The sequence below is a fragment of the Flavobacterium sp. NKUCC04_CG genome, assembly GCF_019345525.1.
Classification (GTDB): domain Bacteria; phylum Bacteroidota; class Bacteroidia; order Flavobacteriales; family Flavobacteriaceae; genus Flavobacterium.
The window spans coordinates 109,824-128,555 of record NZ_JAHKRA010000007.1; the positions used below are offsets into that span (position 1 = coordinate 109,824).

The window sequence follows — 18,732 nt, forward strand, 5'->3', positions numbered from 1 at the left end:
AATATTACCGCTTCTTAGCTGGTTTTATTCTATTAAAATTGTAAGAAATGCTTTTTTGAAATCGATTTGACAGGACTTAAGATTTTACATCCGATTTTATATGCCGTCGAAAACACTTATATTTGCACTACTAAAAAAGGCGATAATGGCATCAAATATCAAAGGATTTTCGAAATGGACTAAGGAGGAAAAATTAAAGTGGATTGCCACAACCTATTTTTCAGATGCAACAGAAGTTGTCCCATTGATAAAAACCTATTGGAATTCCGATGAAGACTTACAAAAGTTACACGACGAATTTATTGAAAACACGATTACTAATTTCTATTTACCCTTTGGTGTTGCGCCTAATTTTGTGATCAATGACCGCAATTATACGCTTCCGATGGTGATTGAAGAGAGTTCGGTGGTTGCTGCTGCATCGAAGTCGGCCAAGTTTTGGTTGGAGCGCGGCGGTTTTAAAGCCAGCGTTTTAGATGTAGAGAAAATAGGTCAAGTTCACTTTATCTATAAAGGAGATTTCAAAAAGTTAGCTCGATTTATAGATTCGATTCAAAATCAATTTTTTTCCGATACCGAACTGTTAACTCAAAATATGAGAAAACGCGGTGGGGGTATTTTAAAAATCGAACTTAGAGACAAAACATTAGCGCTAGAAAATTACTACCAACTTCATGTCACTTTTGACACCAAAGACAGCATGGGGGCAAATTTTATCAATACTTGTTTGGAGCAAATAGCTGCAACCTTAAAGGAACAGGTGTTGGTGTATACAGAGTTTAATGAAGTAGAAAGGGAATTGGCAGTAGTGATGAGTATTTTGTCTAACTATGTGCCTAACTGTTGTGTTCGAGCTTCAGTGAGCTGTGCTGTTGCCGATTTGGCTTCTTCAGAAATAGCCAATCCAGAAGAATTTGTAGCGAAGTTTATTCAAGCTGTTCGTATAGCCGAGGTGGAACCTTTTAGAGCTGTAACGCACAACAAGGGGATCATGAACGGTGTTGATGCTTTGGTTTTGGCTACGGGAAATGACTTTAGAGCTGTTGAAGCAGGTGTACATGCTTATGCTGCGAGAAATGGAAGTTATTCGAGTTTGTCTCACGCTAAAGTAGAAGACGGAATTTTTACCTTTTGGCTAGATTTGCCTTTGGCTCTAGGTACCGTTGGTGGACTAACATCCTTGCATCCGATGGTTAAAATTGCGCTTAAATTACTTGGAAATCCCAATGCAGAGGATTTGATGAAGATTGTAGCGGTTGCCGGATTGGCGCAGAATTTTGCCGCTTTAAAATCGTTGACGACTACTGGAATTCAACAAGGACATATGAAAATGCACTTAAAAAATATACTTAACCAATTTAAAGCCACCGATGACGAACGTAAAAATGCGGTTTTGCATTTTGAGAAAAACATCGTTTCCCATGCTGCTGTGGTAGAGCTGTTGGAGAGTCTTAGAAAGTAAAGGATGAAAAATTTGCGTTTTTACAGTCATGGAAAATTATTGATTACCGCCGAGTATTTGGTTTTAGATGGGGCTCAAGCATTGGCCTTACCTACTAAATACGGGCAGGATTTAACTGTTTTTCCAAGTGAAAACGGAGAAATTTACTGGAAGTCTATAGACGTAAATGGCGATGTTTGGATGGAAGAGCATTTTGCTATAAGCCGTATATTCAATCAAGAGATTGTGGAAACGGATTCAGATTACCTCAAAACTTTATTAAGTATATTACGTGCAGCACATGAGGCAAAACCCGACTTTTTTTCGAAGGCTAAGGGATTTTATATCGAAACCCGATTGGAATTTCCGCGATTATGGGGATTGGGAACTTCGTCAACACTGATCAATAACATTGCGCAGTGGGTTGAAGTAGATGCTTTTTGGTTGTTGGATGCTTCTTTCGGTGGAAGCGGATACGATATTGCTTGTGCCCAGCGAGATACACCTATTTTATATACAAAAACAAAGAACGGTGCTTGTGTTGTTGAACTTACTTTTAAACCCAAATTCTCGGAATATCTCTATTTTGTATACCTCAATCAAAAGCAAAGTAGTAAGGCAGGTATTGCCAAATACCGCGAGTATCAAGGCGACCTAAAATCAAAACAATCGGATATCAACGCGATTACAGAGCAATTATTAATTGCGGATACTCTGGAAAAATTCGAAGAATTACTCGAACAACACGAAACGGTTATTGCTTCGGTAATTGGAATGCCCAAGGTAAAAAAAATGTATTTTGATGATTTTGATGGTGTAGTTAAAAGTTTAGGAGCTTGGGGTGGCGATTTTGTTTTGGTAACGTCCAAAAAAAATCCCAAAGCATATTTTAAGGCTAAGGGATTTGATACGGTGTTGGCATACGATGAAATAATTCTATAAAACCGGACGTAAAGTATTGCTGAAAGTTACTCTAAACGGAACTTCTTTATCTGAATTATTTTTCAATATATAAATAAACTTAAACATTTTAAGGTGGTCGCTTTCTATGGTTAAACTTTTGCCTGTGAAATTGTCGTGAATAACTAAATCTTTGGAGTTGTCCACGCGTACTGACTTGGCAATTCCCGTTTTTAAATCAGACATAGTCATGCCGTTAAAATAGGTTTTTTCATCGCCTTTTAAACGGATGTTTTCTCCTTTGTATCCCTTGGTTAAAATCACTACCGCATATTGTGGTTCCGTGGCTCTCATACCGCGGAGGTAGTTTTCTTTTGTCTTTTCAGAAACCGAACGGAAATCGTCGCGAACCTGTGCGTAGTCCGGCAGGTCTATCACGTCCTTTTCATTAGGTAAACGATCTTCTTCTTTAATTTTTTCTATGGTCTCTTCTATGGTTTCTTCAGTTTTGCTAAAGATCGGTTTTACGGTTTTACACATCGAAAAGAAAACGATGATCAAGAGAAAAGTAAATTTTTTCATATATAGATTTAATTGATGTATGCAGGTCATTTAGTATCGCCTTGTCTATTATGGTGTTTGCTTATAACCCAATTTTAAAAGCGATTTCATAAAGCGATTCTCTTTAATTCAAATCATTATAGTATCGCCTTGTCCGTCATAGACGCTTTTTGCCAGCGGTAGCAATTTTTTAATTTTGAATGAATTTGATAAATGCTTAAAGTACTTATCTTTGTCGTAAAGATAATTTTTTTTCGAGAGAATTAAAAGTTATACTTTTTAAAACTCAAAAACAAGCGGTATTGAAGAATTACGAGGTATTAATAGTGGGTGGTGGTGCCGCAGGATTTTTTACAGCTATTAATTTAGCGGAAAAAAATAAAGGAATAAAAATAGCGATTCTAGAAAGGGGAAAAGAAGTTTTATCGAAAGTTCGTATTTCGGGCGGAGGGCGATGTAATGTGACTCACGCTTGTTTTGATCCCAAAGAATTAACTGAATTTTATCCACGTGGATCCAAAGAATTACGCGGTCCATTTAATCAATTTTGTACCGGAGATACCATAGAGTGGTTTGAAAAGAAAGGCGTTTCTTTAAAAATCGAAGACGACGGACGAATGTTTCCAGATACCGATTCTTCGGAAACCATCATCGATTGTTTTTTAAAAGCTACTGCGGAATTAAATATCGATATATTAACGGGCTACAGTGTTCAAGACGTTTTTCAAAAAGATGACAGTTGGAAAATAGATACCAATCAAGGGGCTTTTGAAGCTAATTATTTGGTGTTTACAACGGGTAGTAATCCTAAAATATGGGGTTTATTGGCTGGTCAGGCTCATCAAATCATCGAACCGGTTGCTTCGTTGTTCACCTTTAATATTAAAGACAAAAGATTGGTTGACTTAATGGGGATTTCTGCTGCTGCCACGGTTAAGGTTAAGGGATTGAAGTTAGAGGCAACGGGACCTTTGTTGATTACGCATTGGGGGCTTAGCGGGCCAGGTATCTTACGACTGTCCGCATGGGGGGCCAGAGAATTGGCAGCCAGAAATTATCAATTTCACATACAGGTGAATTGGTTGACAGATGACTTTAACGTTGAAGATGCCGAACAAAAGCTCGCTGAAATCAAACAGGATCATTCGAAAAAGATTGTTGTGAAAAAATCACCTTTTGATTTTCCGAATCGCCTTTGGGAACGTTTGGTATTGGCTGCAGGAATTACAGAAGAAGCCAAATGGGCTGATCTCAATAAAAAGGAATTGCATGCGTTGGCGACTCAGTTGACAAATTCAGAATTTCAGGTCAATGGAAAAAGCACTTTTAAAGAGGAGTTTGTTACGGCAGGTGGGATAGACTTAAAAGAGGTCAATTTTAAAACTATGGAGAGTAAACTTTTAAAGAATGTCTTCTTTGCCGGAGAGATCTTAAATATAGATGCCATTACTGGAGGGTTTAACTTTCAAAATGCTTGGACAACAGGTTTTATTGCCGCTACTGCAATTGCAGAACGTATAAATCAAAAATAATATAAGGTGTAGGGTAATACATGCTGTATAATGAATATATAAAGCACAAAGTTTAAGTGTACGCTTAAACTTTGTGCTTTATTGGTATTAGGAATTTAGCGTCCAAATGCTGTAATTGAGCACTGCTGCAAAACTGAGCCACAGTATATAAGGTATCAATAAATAGGCGGCTAAGGGTGATATTTTGTAAAATTGACGACAGCTCAATAAAACGAAAAGCAAGAGTAAAAGCAATTCGAAAAAGGCGATTCTTGGATTTTGCATTCCGAAAAACAAAATAGACCATAAAGCGTTTAATACCAATTGAATTCCAAATAAAATCAAGGCGTTTTTGACTAGTCTTTCCTTAGTCGCAAAACGGTTCCAGACCATCCCAACCGCGATTCCCATCAAGATGTAGAGTAGGGGCCACACAATTGGAAATACGTAATTAGGCGGATTAAAAGACGGTTTCGCGATTAACGGATACCAAGTGTTTAAACTGGTTCGCGTAACGATACTCGACAAATAGCCAACACCGGAACAAATCAATATACCCAAAGTAATCTTTATTATTTTTTTCATCTCAGTAGCTTTATAAGTTCGGAATCTATCTTAAAAAATTATCTTTGTATTTATAAGGTGTAAAAAAGACTGATTAGGAATTTTTACTCGGTATTAGTTGTATAAAAATAAGCAAAAACATGGGGCAAGAAAAATTTATATTTGAGTTTAGTGGAAAGAAAATAGAAAAGGGTGCTTTTCAGTGGAGCGCACCGAGCAATATCGCTTTGGTGAAATACTGGGGGAAAAAAGAACATCAGATTCCAGCAAATCCTTCTTTGAGTTTTACCTTGACCAATTGCAAGACGATTACAAAGCTCGATTTTCAATTAAAAGAAGCCTCGGGAATAAGTTTCGATTTGTTTTTTGACGGGCAACCGAAGGAAGAATTTAAGCCGAAAATTCAAAAATTTTTAGAACGCATTGTGAACTATTGCCCTTATATTAAGGATTATCATTTTATAATACATACCGAAAACACCTTTCCGCATAGTTCAGGTATTGCTTCGTCTGCTTCAGGGATGGCTGCGCTAGCAGTAAATTTAATGCAGTTGGAAAAGGCATTAAATCCAAACTTAACGGAAGAGTTCTTTAATCAAAAGGCTTCATTCTTGGCTCGTTTGGGCTCTGGAAGTGCTTGTAGAAGTATCTCCGGCGAGGTAGTCGTGTGGGGAACTCATCCTGAAATTTCCGGTAGTTCTGATTATTTCGGTGTGCCTTTTGACGGGCAGTTACATACTGTTTTTAAGAATTATCAAGATGTAATTTTATTAGTAGATAAAGGAGAGAAAAAGGTTTCAAGTACCGTAGGTCATGATTTAATGCATAATCATCCCTTTGCTCAACAACGGTTTGAGCAGGCTCCTGAGAATTTATCCAAATTAAAGAAAGCTCTTGAATCTGGTGATTTGGAGACTTTTATTGCCATAGTAGAAAGTGAGGCATTGACCTTGCATGCGATGATGATGACTTCGATGCCTTATTTTATTCTGATGAAACCGAATACGCTGCAGATTATTGAATGTATATGGAGTTTTAGAAGTCAATTTAAAGTGCCTCTGTGTTTTACATTAGATGCGGGTGCCAATGTTCATCTATTGTTTCCGAAGAAAGATTGTGAGAAGGTATTAGAATTTGTTGAAAATACCTTAGCTCCTTTATGTCAAAATGGGCATTATATAGTAGATGAGATGGGCTTTGGAGCCAAAAAAATGCTGTAGTCACTATTTTATTGAGTACTAAAGAGGCCTTGTTGTTCTCTAAATTAAAAGTGGTATTCTTTTTGTATTACTATATTATAGAAGGTTGGCAATTTTATCATTTTATTTTATTAAATTTGAGAGAGTGCCATAAGTAGTTTATCGGTATTTTGTTTTATATAATAAAGCGTTTGCTGGTAGGGTGTTGATTTGAAAGCGACGGTTGTCGAAAGGTTAATTAGTCGTTGTCAGGTCAAAGTTTATGGGTGTTTTTTGCAAGTCAATTCCTTGGAGATAAAATGCTAGCTTTAAAGCTTAATGAAAATAATATTTAGATATGAAACAGTTATTAAAAATTTTGGTTTTTTCTGTTACCGTCTTAAGTACAGTTTCTTTATTCGCTCAAGTTGCGGATCAAAATCCTAATTTTAGAGAAAGTGAGGATAAATATTTGCGCATCAATGATAGTCTTTCGGAAACTTTGGGTACGACATTACAACAGACTTATAAAGCGCGAGATTGGTATGATGAAAGAGAAGAGCGCAAAGCGTTAAGACGAACACGAAATCATGAGGCTCGAATGAATCGTACTTATTATTCGGATTATAATTCACCGTATTATTACAATTCGTGGAACAGTTGGAGAAGATATGTTCCCAATATCGGTTTTAGATCGGGAGATTTTTGGTTTTCATTTTAAAAATTTAATTTATAAATAAGATTATGCAGTTAAAACGTATCGCAATAGCAGCACTTATGGTTGCTTCAGGTGTATTTATTTCTTCTTGTGGAAGACAAGTAACTCGAGTTAGTACAGAAGAAACCATTGATATTAGTGGGCGCTGGAACAATACAGACTCTCGTGAGGTAGCTGAAGAAATGACTAATAAAATATTAAACGATCCTTGGATTGGAAATCATACGGAAGAACATCAAGGTAAAAAACCGGTGGTGATTGTCGGGATGGTATTGAATAAAAGTCATGAACATATCGATGCGGAAACATTTGTAAAAGATGTGGAGCGTACGTTTATACAATCGCAACGAGTGCGTTTGGTGCAAGGCGGAAAGAAAAGAGAAGAATTACGTGCAGAAAAAGCAGATCAGCAGACCAATGCATCGATTTCAACCATGAAGAAATTCGGTTTAGAAAACGGTGCGGATTATATACTTCAAGGGTCAATTAATTCTATAGTTGATTCGCATAAAAAGAAAAAAGTGGTTTATTATCAAGTTGATTTAGAATTGACTAATATTCAAACCGGTGAAGTGGTTTGGATTGGAGATAAAAAAATTGCGAAATACGTCAAAAACTAAACCTCATTTAAATGATTAATCATCGAGGTATAGCTCATATTAAGAGAACATCAACGCTTTTTGTGTTGATGTTTTTCGTATTTAGTTGTGCCACATATCACGAACGTATTGCGGAATATTACCAAAATGTAGCCTCAGGCGACATCAAACAAGCCGACAAAATATTAGAGAAAAACGCCTTACTGAAAAAGCCGCGTAACAAATTGTTGTATCTGATGGAGAAAGGGCGTGTGGCTCATTTGAACGGTGATTATGTCAATAGTAATCGGTATTTTAATGAGGCCGATTTGTTGATTGAAGTAGGGCTAAAGAGTACTTCTGATGCTTTGGTAGGAGCTGTGCTTAATCCGATGTCTCAAAATTATAAAGGAGAAGATTTTGAAATTTTTATGCTTCATTATTATAAGGCATTAAATTATTTGTACTTAGGACAAACTCAAGAAGCTATTGTCGAAGCAAGGCGTATTAGCTTGCAAAATCAAGCTCAAGGCGATAAGTTTAATGAAAAGAATACGCGCTATAGTAAAGATGCTTTTTCTTTAATCTTACAGGGTTTAATTTATGAACAAGATAAGGACTATAACAACGCATTTATAGCATATCGGAATGCTGTTGAGGTTTTTCAGGCTAGCGACGATAAAACTTATTATGGTGTAGTGTTGCCTGAAAACTTAAAATATGATGTGATGCGAATGGCTTCTAAAGTAGGTTTTACCAGCGAACTTCAAAAATTTGAAAAACAATTCAATCTGAGCTTTAAGGATTATGATGCTGGAGCAGCGGGAGAGTTGGTGGTTTTTTGGGAAAATGGTGTAGCACCAATCAAAATTCAGAAAGATTTGGTCTTTACACTTGTAAAAGGGTCTAACGGTAGCATGTTTTTTACCGATGTTGCAGGTGGATTAATCATTCCTTTTGATTTTAGTATCGGTGGTGGTGGATCCAGTTTGGATGCCGTTCACAGTTTAAGGGTTGCTTATCCAGAATATGTTTCTAGAGTGCCGCTTTATAATTCGGCAAAAATCACTTCAGCTGATGGGCAAACCTTTAGTTTTGAAAAAGTCGAAGATATTGACCAACTGGCAGTTCAAACTTTAAAAGAGCGATTTGGAAAAGAAATGGGACAAATATTGACGCGTTTGGCCATTAAGAAAGGGGCGGAATACGCTTTGAGTTCTTCGGCAAAATCAAGTGATGGAAATAATGCGGTTTTGGAAGGATTGGGCATTGGTGTGCAATTGTTTAATATGATTTCTGAAAAAGCCGATACCCGAAACTGGCAAACCCTTCCGTCGCAAATTAATTATGTTCGCGTTCCTCTAAAAGCAGGTAATAACGTTATTGAAATCGACTTAAGGAAGCATAATGGTGAGTTGGTTAAGGATCAAATACATGTCGAATCCAACGGTCAAATGCAGTTCTATAATTATACTACTCTAAAATAAGAGATTTAGAATACAGTCGTCTTGAACTCGCAAAAGTCAACGATATAAAAAAGGGGGTATCTGTACAGATAACCCCTTTTTTGATTAACGGTTTTTTTAAGTGCAGAGATTTCGTCAGCAATGTTTAGCTAGGAAGCGGTCTTTAGAACTCGCGAGTTCCAAGCTTCCATTCCGATTTAAATAAACTTCTGCGTCAGTATTTCTACTTTTCCGCTTGATACATCATAGTGTGCACCAACAATTCCGATTCGGTCTTGCTCCAATAAGGATTTTAATACCTCACTTTGTCTTGGAATCGCTCTTACAGACTGAATTATATGCTCTTTGGTGACTTCAGAAATCAATTCTTTTTCGGAATATTCTTCCCACTCCTCGCGTTGTTTGATCGTTTCTAAAGCTGGACTAATTTTAGCCAGTACATTGGTTAATTTACCTAACTTCTTTTCTTGGCAAGCTCCTGTGATAGCGCCACATTGGCTGTGACCTAGTACGAGAATTAATTTTGTTCCAACTAATTTACAGGCATACTCAAGGCTTCCAATAACCTCGTCTGTGACGATATTACCTGCGATACGGATACTAAAAATATCTCCGATTCCTTGGTCAAAAATGTGTTCAATAGGTGTACGGCTGTCCATACAACTCAATACGATAGCGTGCGGATGTTGTCCGTTTTTGGTCTCTTCAATTTGGCTTAAAAAATTACGATTGAATTTTAAGTTGCTTACAAAGCGATTATTTCCTTCGATTAAGATGTTTAAACTTTCTAAAGGTGATGTTTTGGCTAATATTTCTGCTGTTATGGTGTTCATAATTAGATGGATTTTCTATGTTGAAGAATAATGTTGTTTTTTGGGTTTTCGGCATGGTATTTCTTGTGAAAACCACTTATTTGAACTTTGATGTTCTTTTCTTTTGCGTGTGCATTGATAAAGTCTTCAATCAGTTCGACGATATCGATATGAATATAAACGGATTGTTTAGCATCGATATAAGCTACAGAGTTTTTCGGCAAGCTGTGTAAACGGGTTTTAATCGCAGACTTATTAAGGAAAGAAACCTCTTCTGCCAATTTGATATGGTGGAAAACAGGCGTATCTAGATCGTTTCTCTTTTCGTATTTAAAAGCTTTTTTTAAGTTTCCAAACAATAAAAAAGCAACGCTGGTGGCAAGTCCAACAGCAACACCGATTAAAAGATCAGATAGGACAACCATGGCAAAAGTAGCTGCAAACGGCACAAATTGCGTATATCCCTTTTTCCAAAAGTGAATAAACAATACGGGTTTGGCCAATTTATATCCCACCAATACCAATACAGCTGCTAGCGTAGCTAGCGGTATTAAGTTCAGTACAAAGGGTATAGCTAAAATGGCTAATAGTAAAAATACTCCGTGTATGATTGTACTGGTTTTGTAGACTCCTCCTGCATTGATATTGGCAGAAGATCGAACGACTACTGATGTCATGGGTATACCGCCAATTAAGGCACTTAATACATTTCCAATTCCTTGCGCTTTTAACTCTCTATTGGTGTCTGTGTTTCGCTTTAAAGGGTCCAAACGATCCGATGCTTCAATACACAATAGGGTTTCTATGGAAGCAACCAGTGCAATGGTACAGCCGATAATCCATACCGCTGGATTTAAAAACCCACTCCAATCGGGTAGTACTAGGATATTGGCGAGTTCCGAAGCATTTTGAAACGTTGGAATCGAAACCAGGTTAGAGCCGCTAATAGCAAAACTCGAGTTGGTTTGAATCCAGATAAAGTTAATCAAGATAGCTACGGCTACGGCTACTAAGGCCCCAGGGAGCATTTTGATTTTCTTTAAAAAGGGGTTTTTTTCCCAAAAGAGCAAAATACCCAGTGATATTACCGTGAGGATTACAGCTCCAAAATGAATTTGATTAAGGATGCTGCCATCGTTAAATAAGGTCGATAGGGAAGTAACTCCGAATATTAAAGGAATTTGTTTGATGATGATGATGACACCGATTCCGGCGAGCATTCCCTCAATGACATTACTCGGAAAAAAATTGGCTATAGTACCGGAGCGTAGGTAGCCGAGCACAACTTGAAGTACTCCAGCGATGATACCGGCACATAAAAACAATTGGAACGAACCCAAATCGGTAATGGCACTCAATATAATAGCAGATAAACCTGCTGCGGGTCCGGTTACGCTGATGTTGGAATTGCTTAAAAATCCGACAACGATACCACCGATAATCCCGCTGATAATTCCTGCAATAGGAGGTGCACCCGATGCTAAAGCAATTCCCAAACAAAGGGGTAGGGCCACTAAAAAAACGACAAGCCCGGGCGCAAAACTGGTTTTCAGTTTTGTAAATATATGTGTGTTATTCATTTTTTTTAGATAAAATTTGACAATAGGGGATTGTGTAAAAAAAATATTTTTTACAGCCTATAGAATACGGTCAAAGTTTATGCTAAGTCAGGAGGGGGATAGGGAATCTCACGTATATCTATACGAGGTAACCTATCGTTAGTATGTACAGTCGGTGCATTTTTTGCAGAGGCTGTGCGGTTTAAGGTAAGATCTGTTAAATGATCGAGTATGTTAAAAGGGTGATGCTCTTCTTCGGTATTGGTGATGGGCTTTTTGTTTTCTTCTGAAATACTGATCGTAGGAATGTTTAGGTCAATATCGAGCGCAACCGCAATAGTCGGCAATGCGAGGAAATTGATAAAGAAACCTAATACAAGTAAACTCAGTATTTTCATAAATGGGTATGCGACGTTTTTCGAGTGTAAAAGTGAAGTCTATTTCTTTTGTAGATTATGGATGAACACACAAAATTTAATAAACTCACTATTATTTGGGTGTAAAAATATATTTTTCATTGCTTTTTGACTGTTTTATTCTTGTTAAACTTAAATTAAATTTATAGGTGTGGTTTTTACAGCTGTTGTACTCAGTTAATTTTCTATTGTAATGTTAAATTGTTTTATGCTGTTGTATTATTGCAATATACTTGTAGTTTATTAAAAATAAGAGCAGCTATTGAAACCACAGATTTGTACCCATTGTAAAGCACCTATTGTTTGTGCGGCAGAAGAAATTGAAAATTGCGATTGTCAAAAACTGACTCTGCGCCCCGAAACCATTGCTTTTTTAGGAACCACTTTTCATAAGTGCTTGTGTAACTCCTGCTTAAAAAAAATGGATGAGATGGTCGCTTTTTCGCTGGTAAATGAATTTCCAAAACGCCGTAGTGAAATGGTAGAAGGGGTTCATTATTATATCGAAAACGAATATTTTGTGTTTACCGAACAGTATCATTTGATGAAAGGACAATGCTGCCAAAACGGCTGTAGGCATTGTGTATATGGTTTTAAAAGCCAGTTTCTATAAAAATCAGTTAATAAAGCGATTATCTTTTAAAAAATGCGTATTTTTGTATTCAAAATATCACTTTTACCGCTATGAAAGGACCATTATTTTATTCGAAAATATTACTATTTGGAGAGTACGGAATTATCAAAGATTCCAAAGGACTTTCCATCCCTTATAACTTCTATAAGGGAGCCTTGAAAATGGGTGATACACCTACTGAGGAGACTGAAAAATCCAATCAGAGTCTGCGTAATTTTGCAGCCTACTTAGAAGATTTACAAGAGAGCAAACCCGAATTGGTTGTTTTTAATTTGGAGGAATTGCACCTCGACCTTGCAAACGGTATGTACTTTGATTCCAGTATCCCACAGGGATATGGAGTAGGGAGTAGCGGTGCCTTGGTTGCTGCGATTTACGATCGTTATGCTCAAGATAAAATCACGGTTTTAGAGAATTTAACCCGTGAAAAATTGATACAGCTCAAAACGGTTTTTGCAGAAATGGAATCTTTTTTCCATGGAACCAGCTCTGGGTTAGATCCTTTAAATAGCTATCTGAGTTTGCCGATTTTGATTAATTCCAAAGACAATGTAGAGCCTACCGGATTACCTTCTCAAAGTACTCAGGGTAAGGGTGCTGTGTTTTTGTTGGATTCCGGTATTGTAGGAGAAACCGCTCCGATGATTACCATCTTTATGGAAAATCTAAAAGATCAAGGGTTTAGAAAAATGCTAAAAAATCAATTTGTAAAATATACCGATGCTTGTGTTGAAAGTTTTTTACATGGCGATATGAAAGCCCTTTTTTCAAATACTAAAAAATTGTCTAAAACGGTTTTAAACAATTTTAAACCGATGATTCCGGAACAATTCCATCAGATATGGGCACAGGGAATAGAGTCTAACGACTACTATCTTAAATTGTGCGGATCTGGAGGCGGCGGATATATACTTGGGTTTACTCAAGATTTAGAAAAAGCTAAAGCCTCTTTAAAAGACTATGAGCTTGAAGTGGTGTACCAATTTTAATTTTTTTATTTAACAACCTTAACCTTCGCTAAAGGCGAATAAACATTAAACTCATGCTTTCAAGGAAAACAAAATTGATATTGATGAAAATATTCAGTTTCTTTTCTGTAGTTCGTGGGTATAATATATTCGTTATAGTCGTAGCGCAATATTTGGCGTCTATATTTATTTTATCGCCGAATAAACGGGCTTTGGATGTGCTTTTGGATCCCCAATTGTTTATCATCATTTTTTGCTCCACCTTGGCGATAGCGTCGGGTTATATCATCAATAATTTCTACGACCAAGAGAAAGATCTTATCAATAGACCCAAAAAAAATATGTTGGATCGTTTGGTAAGTCAGAGAACTAAATTACGGGTTTACTTTTTTCTCAACTTTGTTTCTGTAGGACTGGTAACCGTGGTGTCTTGGCATGCTGGATTGTTCTTCTCAGCTTATATTTTTCTGTTGTGGTTTTATTCACATAAACTCAAAAGATACCCGATTATTGGGAACCTAACCGCCTCTTTTCTGGTTGTATTTCCTTTTTTTGGTATCTTGATGTATTTTAAAAACTATTACGAAGGTATTTTTTTACATGCGTTATTTCTATATCTTATAGTCTTGATTCGAGAAATAGTTAAGGATATGGAAAACATCAAAGGCGATTTGGCCAACGGATATCAAACCTTTCCAGTTCGATTTGGCGAAAATACGGCCAAGCGAGTGATCACTTATCTGGTGGTACTTACCGTGCTTCCCGTTTACTTTTTAGTAGAAGAGCATCAAGTGGGATACATGAGTATTTATTTTTATTTTAGTTTGATTGTTTTACTGTTTTTTACGTTTAAACTTTGGAAATCACAAACCATTCTACAATATCATCAGTTGCATATCAGTCTAAAACTGCTGATTTTATTGGGTGTTTTTTCTATAGTTTTAATCAATCCGAGTGTTGTAATTAACGGCAAACAGCTCTTTAACGGATTGTAAAGCAGTACAGTGTAAAAATTTTTATCGCAATTCGCGAAAAAACTAATTAATAGTAGTCTATTTAAATGGTATCTTTGCAAAAATAAGTAATATGAATAACGGTAAGGGAAGCGACAAAAACGCTAAGAAAAGCTCTAGTAAGAATAAGCCAAAGGGGAAAACTTTTAAAAAGGATGTTAAGAAATCAACATTCGTTAGTGCGAAACCGGTGGTTGAAAGAAAACCTAAACAGAAGAAAGTCACTTCTTTAGATGAAGATAGTATCCGATTAAATAAATATATTTCAAACTCAGGAGTTTGCTCAAGAAGAGAAGCAGACATCTACATTGTTTCTGGTAACGTAAAGGTTAACGGAGAGGTAATTGTAGAAATGGGGTTCCAAGTTAAACCGGGCGATGTCGTTAATTTTGATGGTGCAGTAATCAATCCGGAGAAAAAAGTCTATGTATTGTTGAATAAACCTAAAGGTTTTTCGACGATATCAGAAGAAATTGTTAGTCCAGAAAATGTATTGACTTTGGTGAAAGGAGCATCCAAAAGCATGTTGAGCCCAATCGGAAGAATGGACAAAACGACTTTGGGCTTGTTGTTGTTTACCAACGATACCGAAATGATTCAAAAGTTTACAACTGCCAACCAACGTTCTTCTAAAATGTATCAAGTTTCTTTAGATAAAAATCTAAAGTTTGAAGATTTAGAAAAATTGGAAAAGGGATTGACCCTGGATGGTCATAAAGTTTATATCGAAGAGATTAACTATGTGGACGATCAACCTAAAACGGAAATTGGAATCAAATTAAAAGCGACCAATGTAAAAACGGTACGTAATTTATTTGAATCATTAAGTTATAATGTACTGAAAGTAGACCGAGTGGTATTTGCTGGGTTAACCAAGTTCAACCTTCCAAGAGGAAAATGGAGAACTTTGACTACTCAAGAAATCATCAACTTGAAAAACGCATAAAACAAAAACTCGTTAGTGAAGACTAACGAGTTTTTTGTTTTTATGGAACAGGATAAAACGCTCTTTTTCTTTAAAGATTTATTTTTGGAGTAGGCATTCGGTTGATAGCATGGAGTAAACAATGACAGAGGGCTTTTTTAAACCGTTATAGGCAAAATTAGTACGCAGTATAAATAGATTTATTTGGGCACCATTAGGTAGCTTTTCTAGATTTTCTTCCGTAAATACATAAGAACCTTTGTCTTCTACAACCCAACCCTCCGTGATGTAATTTCTATTTTTCTCCATAATATCCCAACGCATTTGTGTGGTAGGTTTATAAGTAAGCCAGATCACAACTCCTTTCTCATTTTTTGCATCGGTATTCCAGGTTATTGTACTACCGGGCTTTAGAGCATAGTCCGGTTCTTTTACATACAACAACTGTGGCGTATATAAACTGTAACTCTTATTGTCGATAGCGTACTTTAAATGTTTGCCGTAAAGACGCTCAGTAAGTTGCGAATCAGTAGTATTGATGATGTCGAGAGGGCTTCCATTGTCGTCAAAAAAATGAATGGGATAAATAGGCGAATCAGCAGTTGCACTAATTATAATTCCTTTATCTTCTTCCTCAGGTTGTTGATAATATATAGTAGAATTATTTTGTATTAAAACCGTACCGGGTGCCATGGGTCTTGCCATCTCTGCGATATAGTCGTAATAAGTCATTAATCCTTCTTTGTAATTGGATTTCAATGGGTTGGTGTCTAATTGTTCATCCTGTGAGCAAGAAGAAAGGCTTAGTATATTTAAGAACACTAGTATTAAATATAGTAAATTTCTAAAGTGTGTTTTCATAGATAAAGAATTTATTTGTTTTGTTCGATTAATTGATTGATTCCCAATAGGTCGGGATTAATAGTTCCTTTGTAGCGGGGATCGTGGTTGAATCCGTCCAAATTAACAGTGAATTGTGTTGTTATGGTTCGTTCTGCTCTCATATTGACTATATCCGCTGTTTTTCTTCCGCCATTTATATTTATGGTGCCGACATATTTTACTCTAGTTGGGGAGTTAAAGTAGTCTCCTGGTCTAGGTTGGTTAAATTGCAAGCCTCCTTGAACTTCCCCCGTTTCATAATATTCTACTTGTACGGTAGCTATATAAGTTGGATGAGGCATCTTTATTTTCATATTATGGTTTGTTCTGTTTTCTGGAGCTAAAGCACCTTCCCAACTCCATGTTGGGCAATTAGGTGCAGTCACAGTGACCATGCAGTAAAAGTTATTTGTTTCTGTTAGCCAACGTGCTGGTATGTGGTTTGAAGAACTTGTTCTCAGATCAGGTGTTGGTATATAGTATTCGAAACCTGGATTCCGAAAATTGAAAGGACCGTTAGGTAGGCGAATCGTTATCGTTGCTTCTGAAGATCGTTCATTATGACATGGAGTTGAATTTAAATCGGGGCTTTTACCCGATATTAGCGTAACGATAATACCAGTAATTACAATCATTATAAAAAATGTTTTTTTCATCTTAAAATAAGTTTTTAGTTAATGGTTAATAGAGCGTTATATAATATAGACTTAGTATTTTTGAAAATATTACATTTTTAACACCATTATTTAGAAAAAAAACAAATTAGCATATAAATAAATGTGATTAATAGGAATTGTAGTGCTGCTAGAGCGATTGGTTTTGTGTATTCAATAGGGACTGAAATATTGTATCAGCAGATAAAATAAAAATTTAGAGACGTAATTGAATTTGTTGATTATATATTTCTTTAAAAAAAGAAAACACGTATATATCAGTAGTATTGAAAAAATATATCTATTGGTAAATTTGATGTAGAAAGTTCCATCATGAATAGGTTCTTTAGTGATTTTAAATATACCGATTTCATCTTTTGTCTTATGTATTACTTTTCCAGTTTTATTAATTAATAGAGAATGACCGTAATTGGAAGCTTTTAAAATAGGTAATCGATTTTCAATAGCTCTTAAGGCTAGAATATTATTATACTGATTCATTCCAAAGTTAGATTGTTGAAAAAAGCTTTCACTAGTTATCAGAAGTATGAGATTTGAATCCGATGAGTCGTTAGCAACGAAGTGAGAATATATGGACTCATAACATATTAATGGTGATGTTTTTAAATCTTTTTTTATAGATATTAATGAGTCAGAGATATTGGGATGAAAACTGGTTTTTCTTAAAGATTTCGATATTTTTTGGGGAAGATACTCCGTATAGGGAATCAGCTTTTTCTTTGTTTTAAGATAATGTTTGTCTTTATTGAAAGAAACGAATGCATTAACTATGGCGTTCGTATTATTAATCGCTGTTATCCCCATGTGGATTTCGGTCGTTGAGTGATTGTTTAATAAATCATTTAAGTAGGAATAGAAGAGCTCGTTATTTATCTTATCATATAAAATTCCTCGAAAAGTTTGCTCTGGAATAACGATTGCATCGGATTTTAAAAAGGACATAAGTTCTCTTATATAAAAAGCATGTTTGTTATTATCTTGATAAGGATTTTGTGCAAAGTATTTTTCGGAATTAAAGGTTATATAAGTAAAATTTTCATGATGTACCTTATTAGTTGATTTATTGTTATATAGGAGATAAAACGATATAAGTAAGGGAAGTAGTAGTACAAGAGTTATGTGTTTTTTGTGCATGTATAAAGAGTAAGTCACATACCAAAGCCAGAAGCTTCCTCCTAATACACCTGTATATTCAAACCATTGAATAAGGGATGTGTTGGTGGATAATACATTGCCGATGGTTAACCAAGGAAACGAAAAGGGACTCAATTCTGTGAGGTGTTCAAAAATCAACCATAAAGGGATAACTAAAAAAATATCGGATTTTATTCTATTTCGTATAAAGTATATTATAATAAAGAAGAGGAGATAATAAATTAGGTTACCTATAAAACCTAATATACCTTCACCATTTTCAATAGGAATCATCCAAAATAAAACGCCTAAGTGCCAGATTGTGAGTAGGATTATTGATTTTAGAACATATTGTGTAAACTTTTCGTCTTTAGCTTTATCAAAGTGCTTGAGTAGAAAGTATAGGTAAAGTATAAATAATAAGCCAAAGTAATTCCACGCAAGAAATACAATAATTAATAATAGGATATAGGTTATCCATTGTTTTTGGTTTGTGATTAGTTGTTTGATTTGCAAATTAAGGTATATTAATAAGTGACACGTATTGCTTTTATATTAAAGACGTGTTTTTTTTACAAATATTTCAGTTTTAACAGTTTTGATTTAAAATAGTTGCGTATTTGTTTGTTTCTTTCGATGTGTTGCAGTGAAAGTTTTAACCAAGTTCAACCTTCCAAGAGGAAAATGGAGAACTTTGACTACTCAAGAAATCATCAACTTGAAAAACGCATAAAACAAAAACTCGTTAGTGAAAACTAACGAGTTTTTTGTTTTTAAGTAGAAAAATATTCGAACCTA

Annotated in this window: 19 protein-coding genes; 11 read left to right on the forward strand and 8 right to left on the reverse strand. The window is 35.7% G+C overall.

Annotation, left to right across the window (positions count from 1 at the left end):
* The first annotated feature begins 145 nt into the window (after positions 1-145).
* A complete protein-coding gene (locus tag KO524_RS07465; protein WP_219292524.1) occupies positions 146-1,462 on the forward strand; it encodes a hydroxymethylglutaryl-CoA reductase, degradative in 1,317 nt (438 codons plus the stop codon).
* A 3-nt stretch (positions 1,463-1,465) separates the two neighbouring features.
* Positions 1,466-2,383: a GYDIA family GHMP kinase gene (locus tag KO524_RS07470; protein ID WP_219292526.1), complete on the forward strand. Its 918-nt coding sequence runs from the start codon at positions 1,466-1,468 to the stop codon at positions 2,381-2,383.
* Here KO524_RS07470 and KO524_RS07475 read toward each other — a convergent pair.
* Complete coding sequence (locus KO524_RS07475; protein WP_219292528.1) at positions 2,378-2,923, reverse strand: hypothetical protein; 546 nt, start codon at positions 2,921-2,923, stop codon at positions 2,378-2,380. The genes KO524_RS07470 and KO524_RS07475 overlap by 6 nt on opposite strands.
* 281 nt (positions 2,924-3,204) lie before the next feature.
* On the opposite strand from KO524_RS07475, the gene KO524_RS07480 reads away from it, so the two are divergent.
* Entirely contained in the window at positions 3,205-4,434 is a 1,230-nt protein-coding gene (locus KO524_RS07480) for an NAD(P)/FAD-dependent oxidoreductase (RefSeq protein WP_255555195.1), read from the forward strand.
* 87 nt (positions 4,435-4,521) lie between these two features.
* On the opposite strand, the gene KO524_RS07485 is transcribed toward KO524_RS07480, so the two are convergent.
* Entirely contained in the window at positions 4,522-4,998 is a 477-nt protein-coding gene (locus tag KO524_RS07485; protein ID WP_219292530.1) for a TspO/MBR family protein, read from the reverse strand.
* A 119-nt stretch (positions 4,999-5,117) separates the two neighbouring features.
* On the opposite strand from KO524_RS07485, the gene KO524_RS07490 reads away from it, so the two are divergent.
* From KO524_RS07490 to KO524_RS07505, 4 genes are all read left to right on the forward strand, one after another.
* Entirely contained in the window at positions 5,118-6,197 is a 1,080-nt protein-coding gene (locus tag KO524_RS07490; RefSeq protein ID WP_219292532.1) for a diphosphomevalonate/mevalonate 3,5-bisphosphate decarboxylase family protein, read from the forward strand.
* A 316-nt stretch (positions 6,198-6,513) separates the two neighbouring features.
* Positions 6,514-6,876, forward strand: coding sequence for a hypothetical protein (locus tag KO524_RS07495; protein ID WP_219292534.1), 363 nt, complete (start codon positions 6,514-6,516; stop codon positions 6,874-6,876).
* A 23-nt stretch (positions 6,877-6,899) separates the two neighbouring features.
* Complete coding sequence (locus KO524_RS07500) at positions 6,900-7,493, forward strand: penicillin-binding protein activator LpoB (RefSeq protein ID WP_219292536.1); 594 nt, start codon at positions 6,900-6,902, stop codon at positions 7,491-7,493.
* Positions 7,494-7,504: 11 nt separating this feature from the next.
* Positions 7,505-8,938, forward strand: a complete 1,434-nt coding sequence (locus tag KO524_RS07505; protein WP_219292539.1) for a COG3014 family protein — start codon at positions 7,505-7,507, stop codon at positions 8,936-8,938.
* A 176-nt stretch (positions 8,939-9,114) separates the two neighbouring features.
* Here the strand turns inward: KO524_RS07505 and KO524_RS07510 are convergent, their stop codons facing one another.
* From KO524_RS07510 to KO524_RS07520, 3 genes are all read right to left on the reverse strand, one after another.
* The gene (locus KO524_RS07510; RefSeq protein WP_219292541.1) at positions 9,115-9,750 is read right to left on the reverse strand and encodes a carbonic anhydrase; all 636 of its coding nucleotides are present in this window, start codon (positions 9,748-9,750) and stop codon (positions 9,115-9,117) included.
* A 2-nt stretch (positions 9,751-9,752) separates the two neighbouring features.
* Entirely contained in the window at positions 9,753-11,309 is a 1,557-nt protein-coding gene (locus tag KO524_RS07515) for a SulP family inorganic anion transporter (RefSeq protein ID WP_219292543.1), read from the reverse strand.
* Positions 11,310-11,386: 77 nt separating this feature from the next.
* Positions 11,387-11,686, reverse strand: coding sequence for a hypothetical protein (locus KO524_RS07520; RefSeq protein WP_219292545.1), 300 nt, complete (start codon positions 11,684-11,686; stop codon positions 11,387-11,389).
* Between the two features lie 280 nt (positions 11,687-11,966).
* Here KO524_RS07520 and KO524_RS07525 point away from each other — a divergent pair, with 280 nt between their 5' ends.
* The 4 genes from KO524_RS07525 to KO524_RS07540 all read left to right on the forward strand — a co-directional run bounded on the left by KO524_RS07525 (position 11,967) and on the right by KO524_RS07540 (position 15,265).
* Positions 11,967-12,317 (forward strand): cysteine-rich CWC family protein, encoded by a 351-nt coding sequence (locus KO524_RS07525; RefSeq protein ID WP_219292547.1) that lies wholly within the window; start codon positions 11,967-11,969, stop codon positions 12,315-12,317.
* Positions 12,318-12,388: 71 nt separating this feature from the next.
* The gene (locus tag KO524_RS07530) at positions 12,389-13,327 is read left to right on the forward strand and encodes a mevalonate kinase (protein ID WP_219292549.1); all 939 of its coding nucleotides are present in this window, start codon (positions 12,389-12,391) and stop codon (positions 13,325-13,327) included.
* 53 nt (positions 13,328-13,380) lie between these two features.
* On the forward strand, positions 13,381-14,301 hold the full coding sequence (locus KO524_RS07535; protein WP_219292551.1) for a geranylgeranylglycerol-phosphate geranylgeranyltransferase: 921 nt from the start codon (positions 13,381-13,383) through the stop codon (positions 14,299-14,301).
* A 91-nt stretch (positions 14,302-14,392) separates the two neighbouring features.
* Positions 14,393-15,265, forward strand: a complete 873-nt coding sequence (locus KO524_RS07540; protein ID WP_219292553.1) for a pseudouridine synthase — start codon at positions 14,393-14,395, stop codon at positions 15,263-15,265.
* A 78-nt stretch (positions 15,266-15,343) separates the two neighbouring features.
* Here KO524_RS07540 and KO524_RS07545 read toward each other — a convergent pair whose 3' ends face one another.
* From KO524_RS07545 to lnt, 3 genes are all read right to left on the reverse strand, one after another.
* Positions 15,344-16,105, reverse strand: a complete 762-nt coding sequence (locus KO524_RS07545) for a hypothetical protein (protein ID WP_219292555.1) — start codon at positions 16,103-16,105, stop codon at positions 15,344-15,346.
* 11 nt (positions 16,106-16,116) lie between these two features.
* Positions 16,117-16,782 carry a hypothetical protein gene (locus KO524_RS07550; protein ID WP_219292557.1) on the reverse strand — a complete coding sequence of 222 codons (666 nt, stop codon included), beginning with the start codon at positions 16,780-16,782 and terminating at the stop codon, positions 16,117-16,119.
* A gap of 171 nt (positions 16,783-16,953) precedes the next feature.
* Positions 16,954-18,450 (reverse strand): apolipoprotein N-acyltransferase, encoded by a 1,497-nt coding sequence (gene lnt / locus KO524_RS07555; RefSeq protein ID WP_219292559.1) that lies wholly within the window; start codon positions 18,448-18,450, stop codon positions 16,954-16,956.
* Positions 18,451-18,732 lie beyond the last annotated feature (282 nt).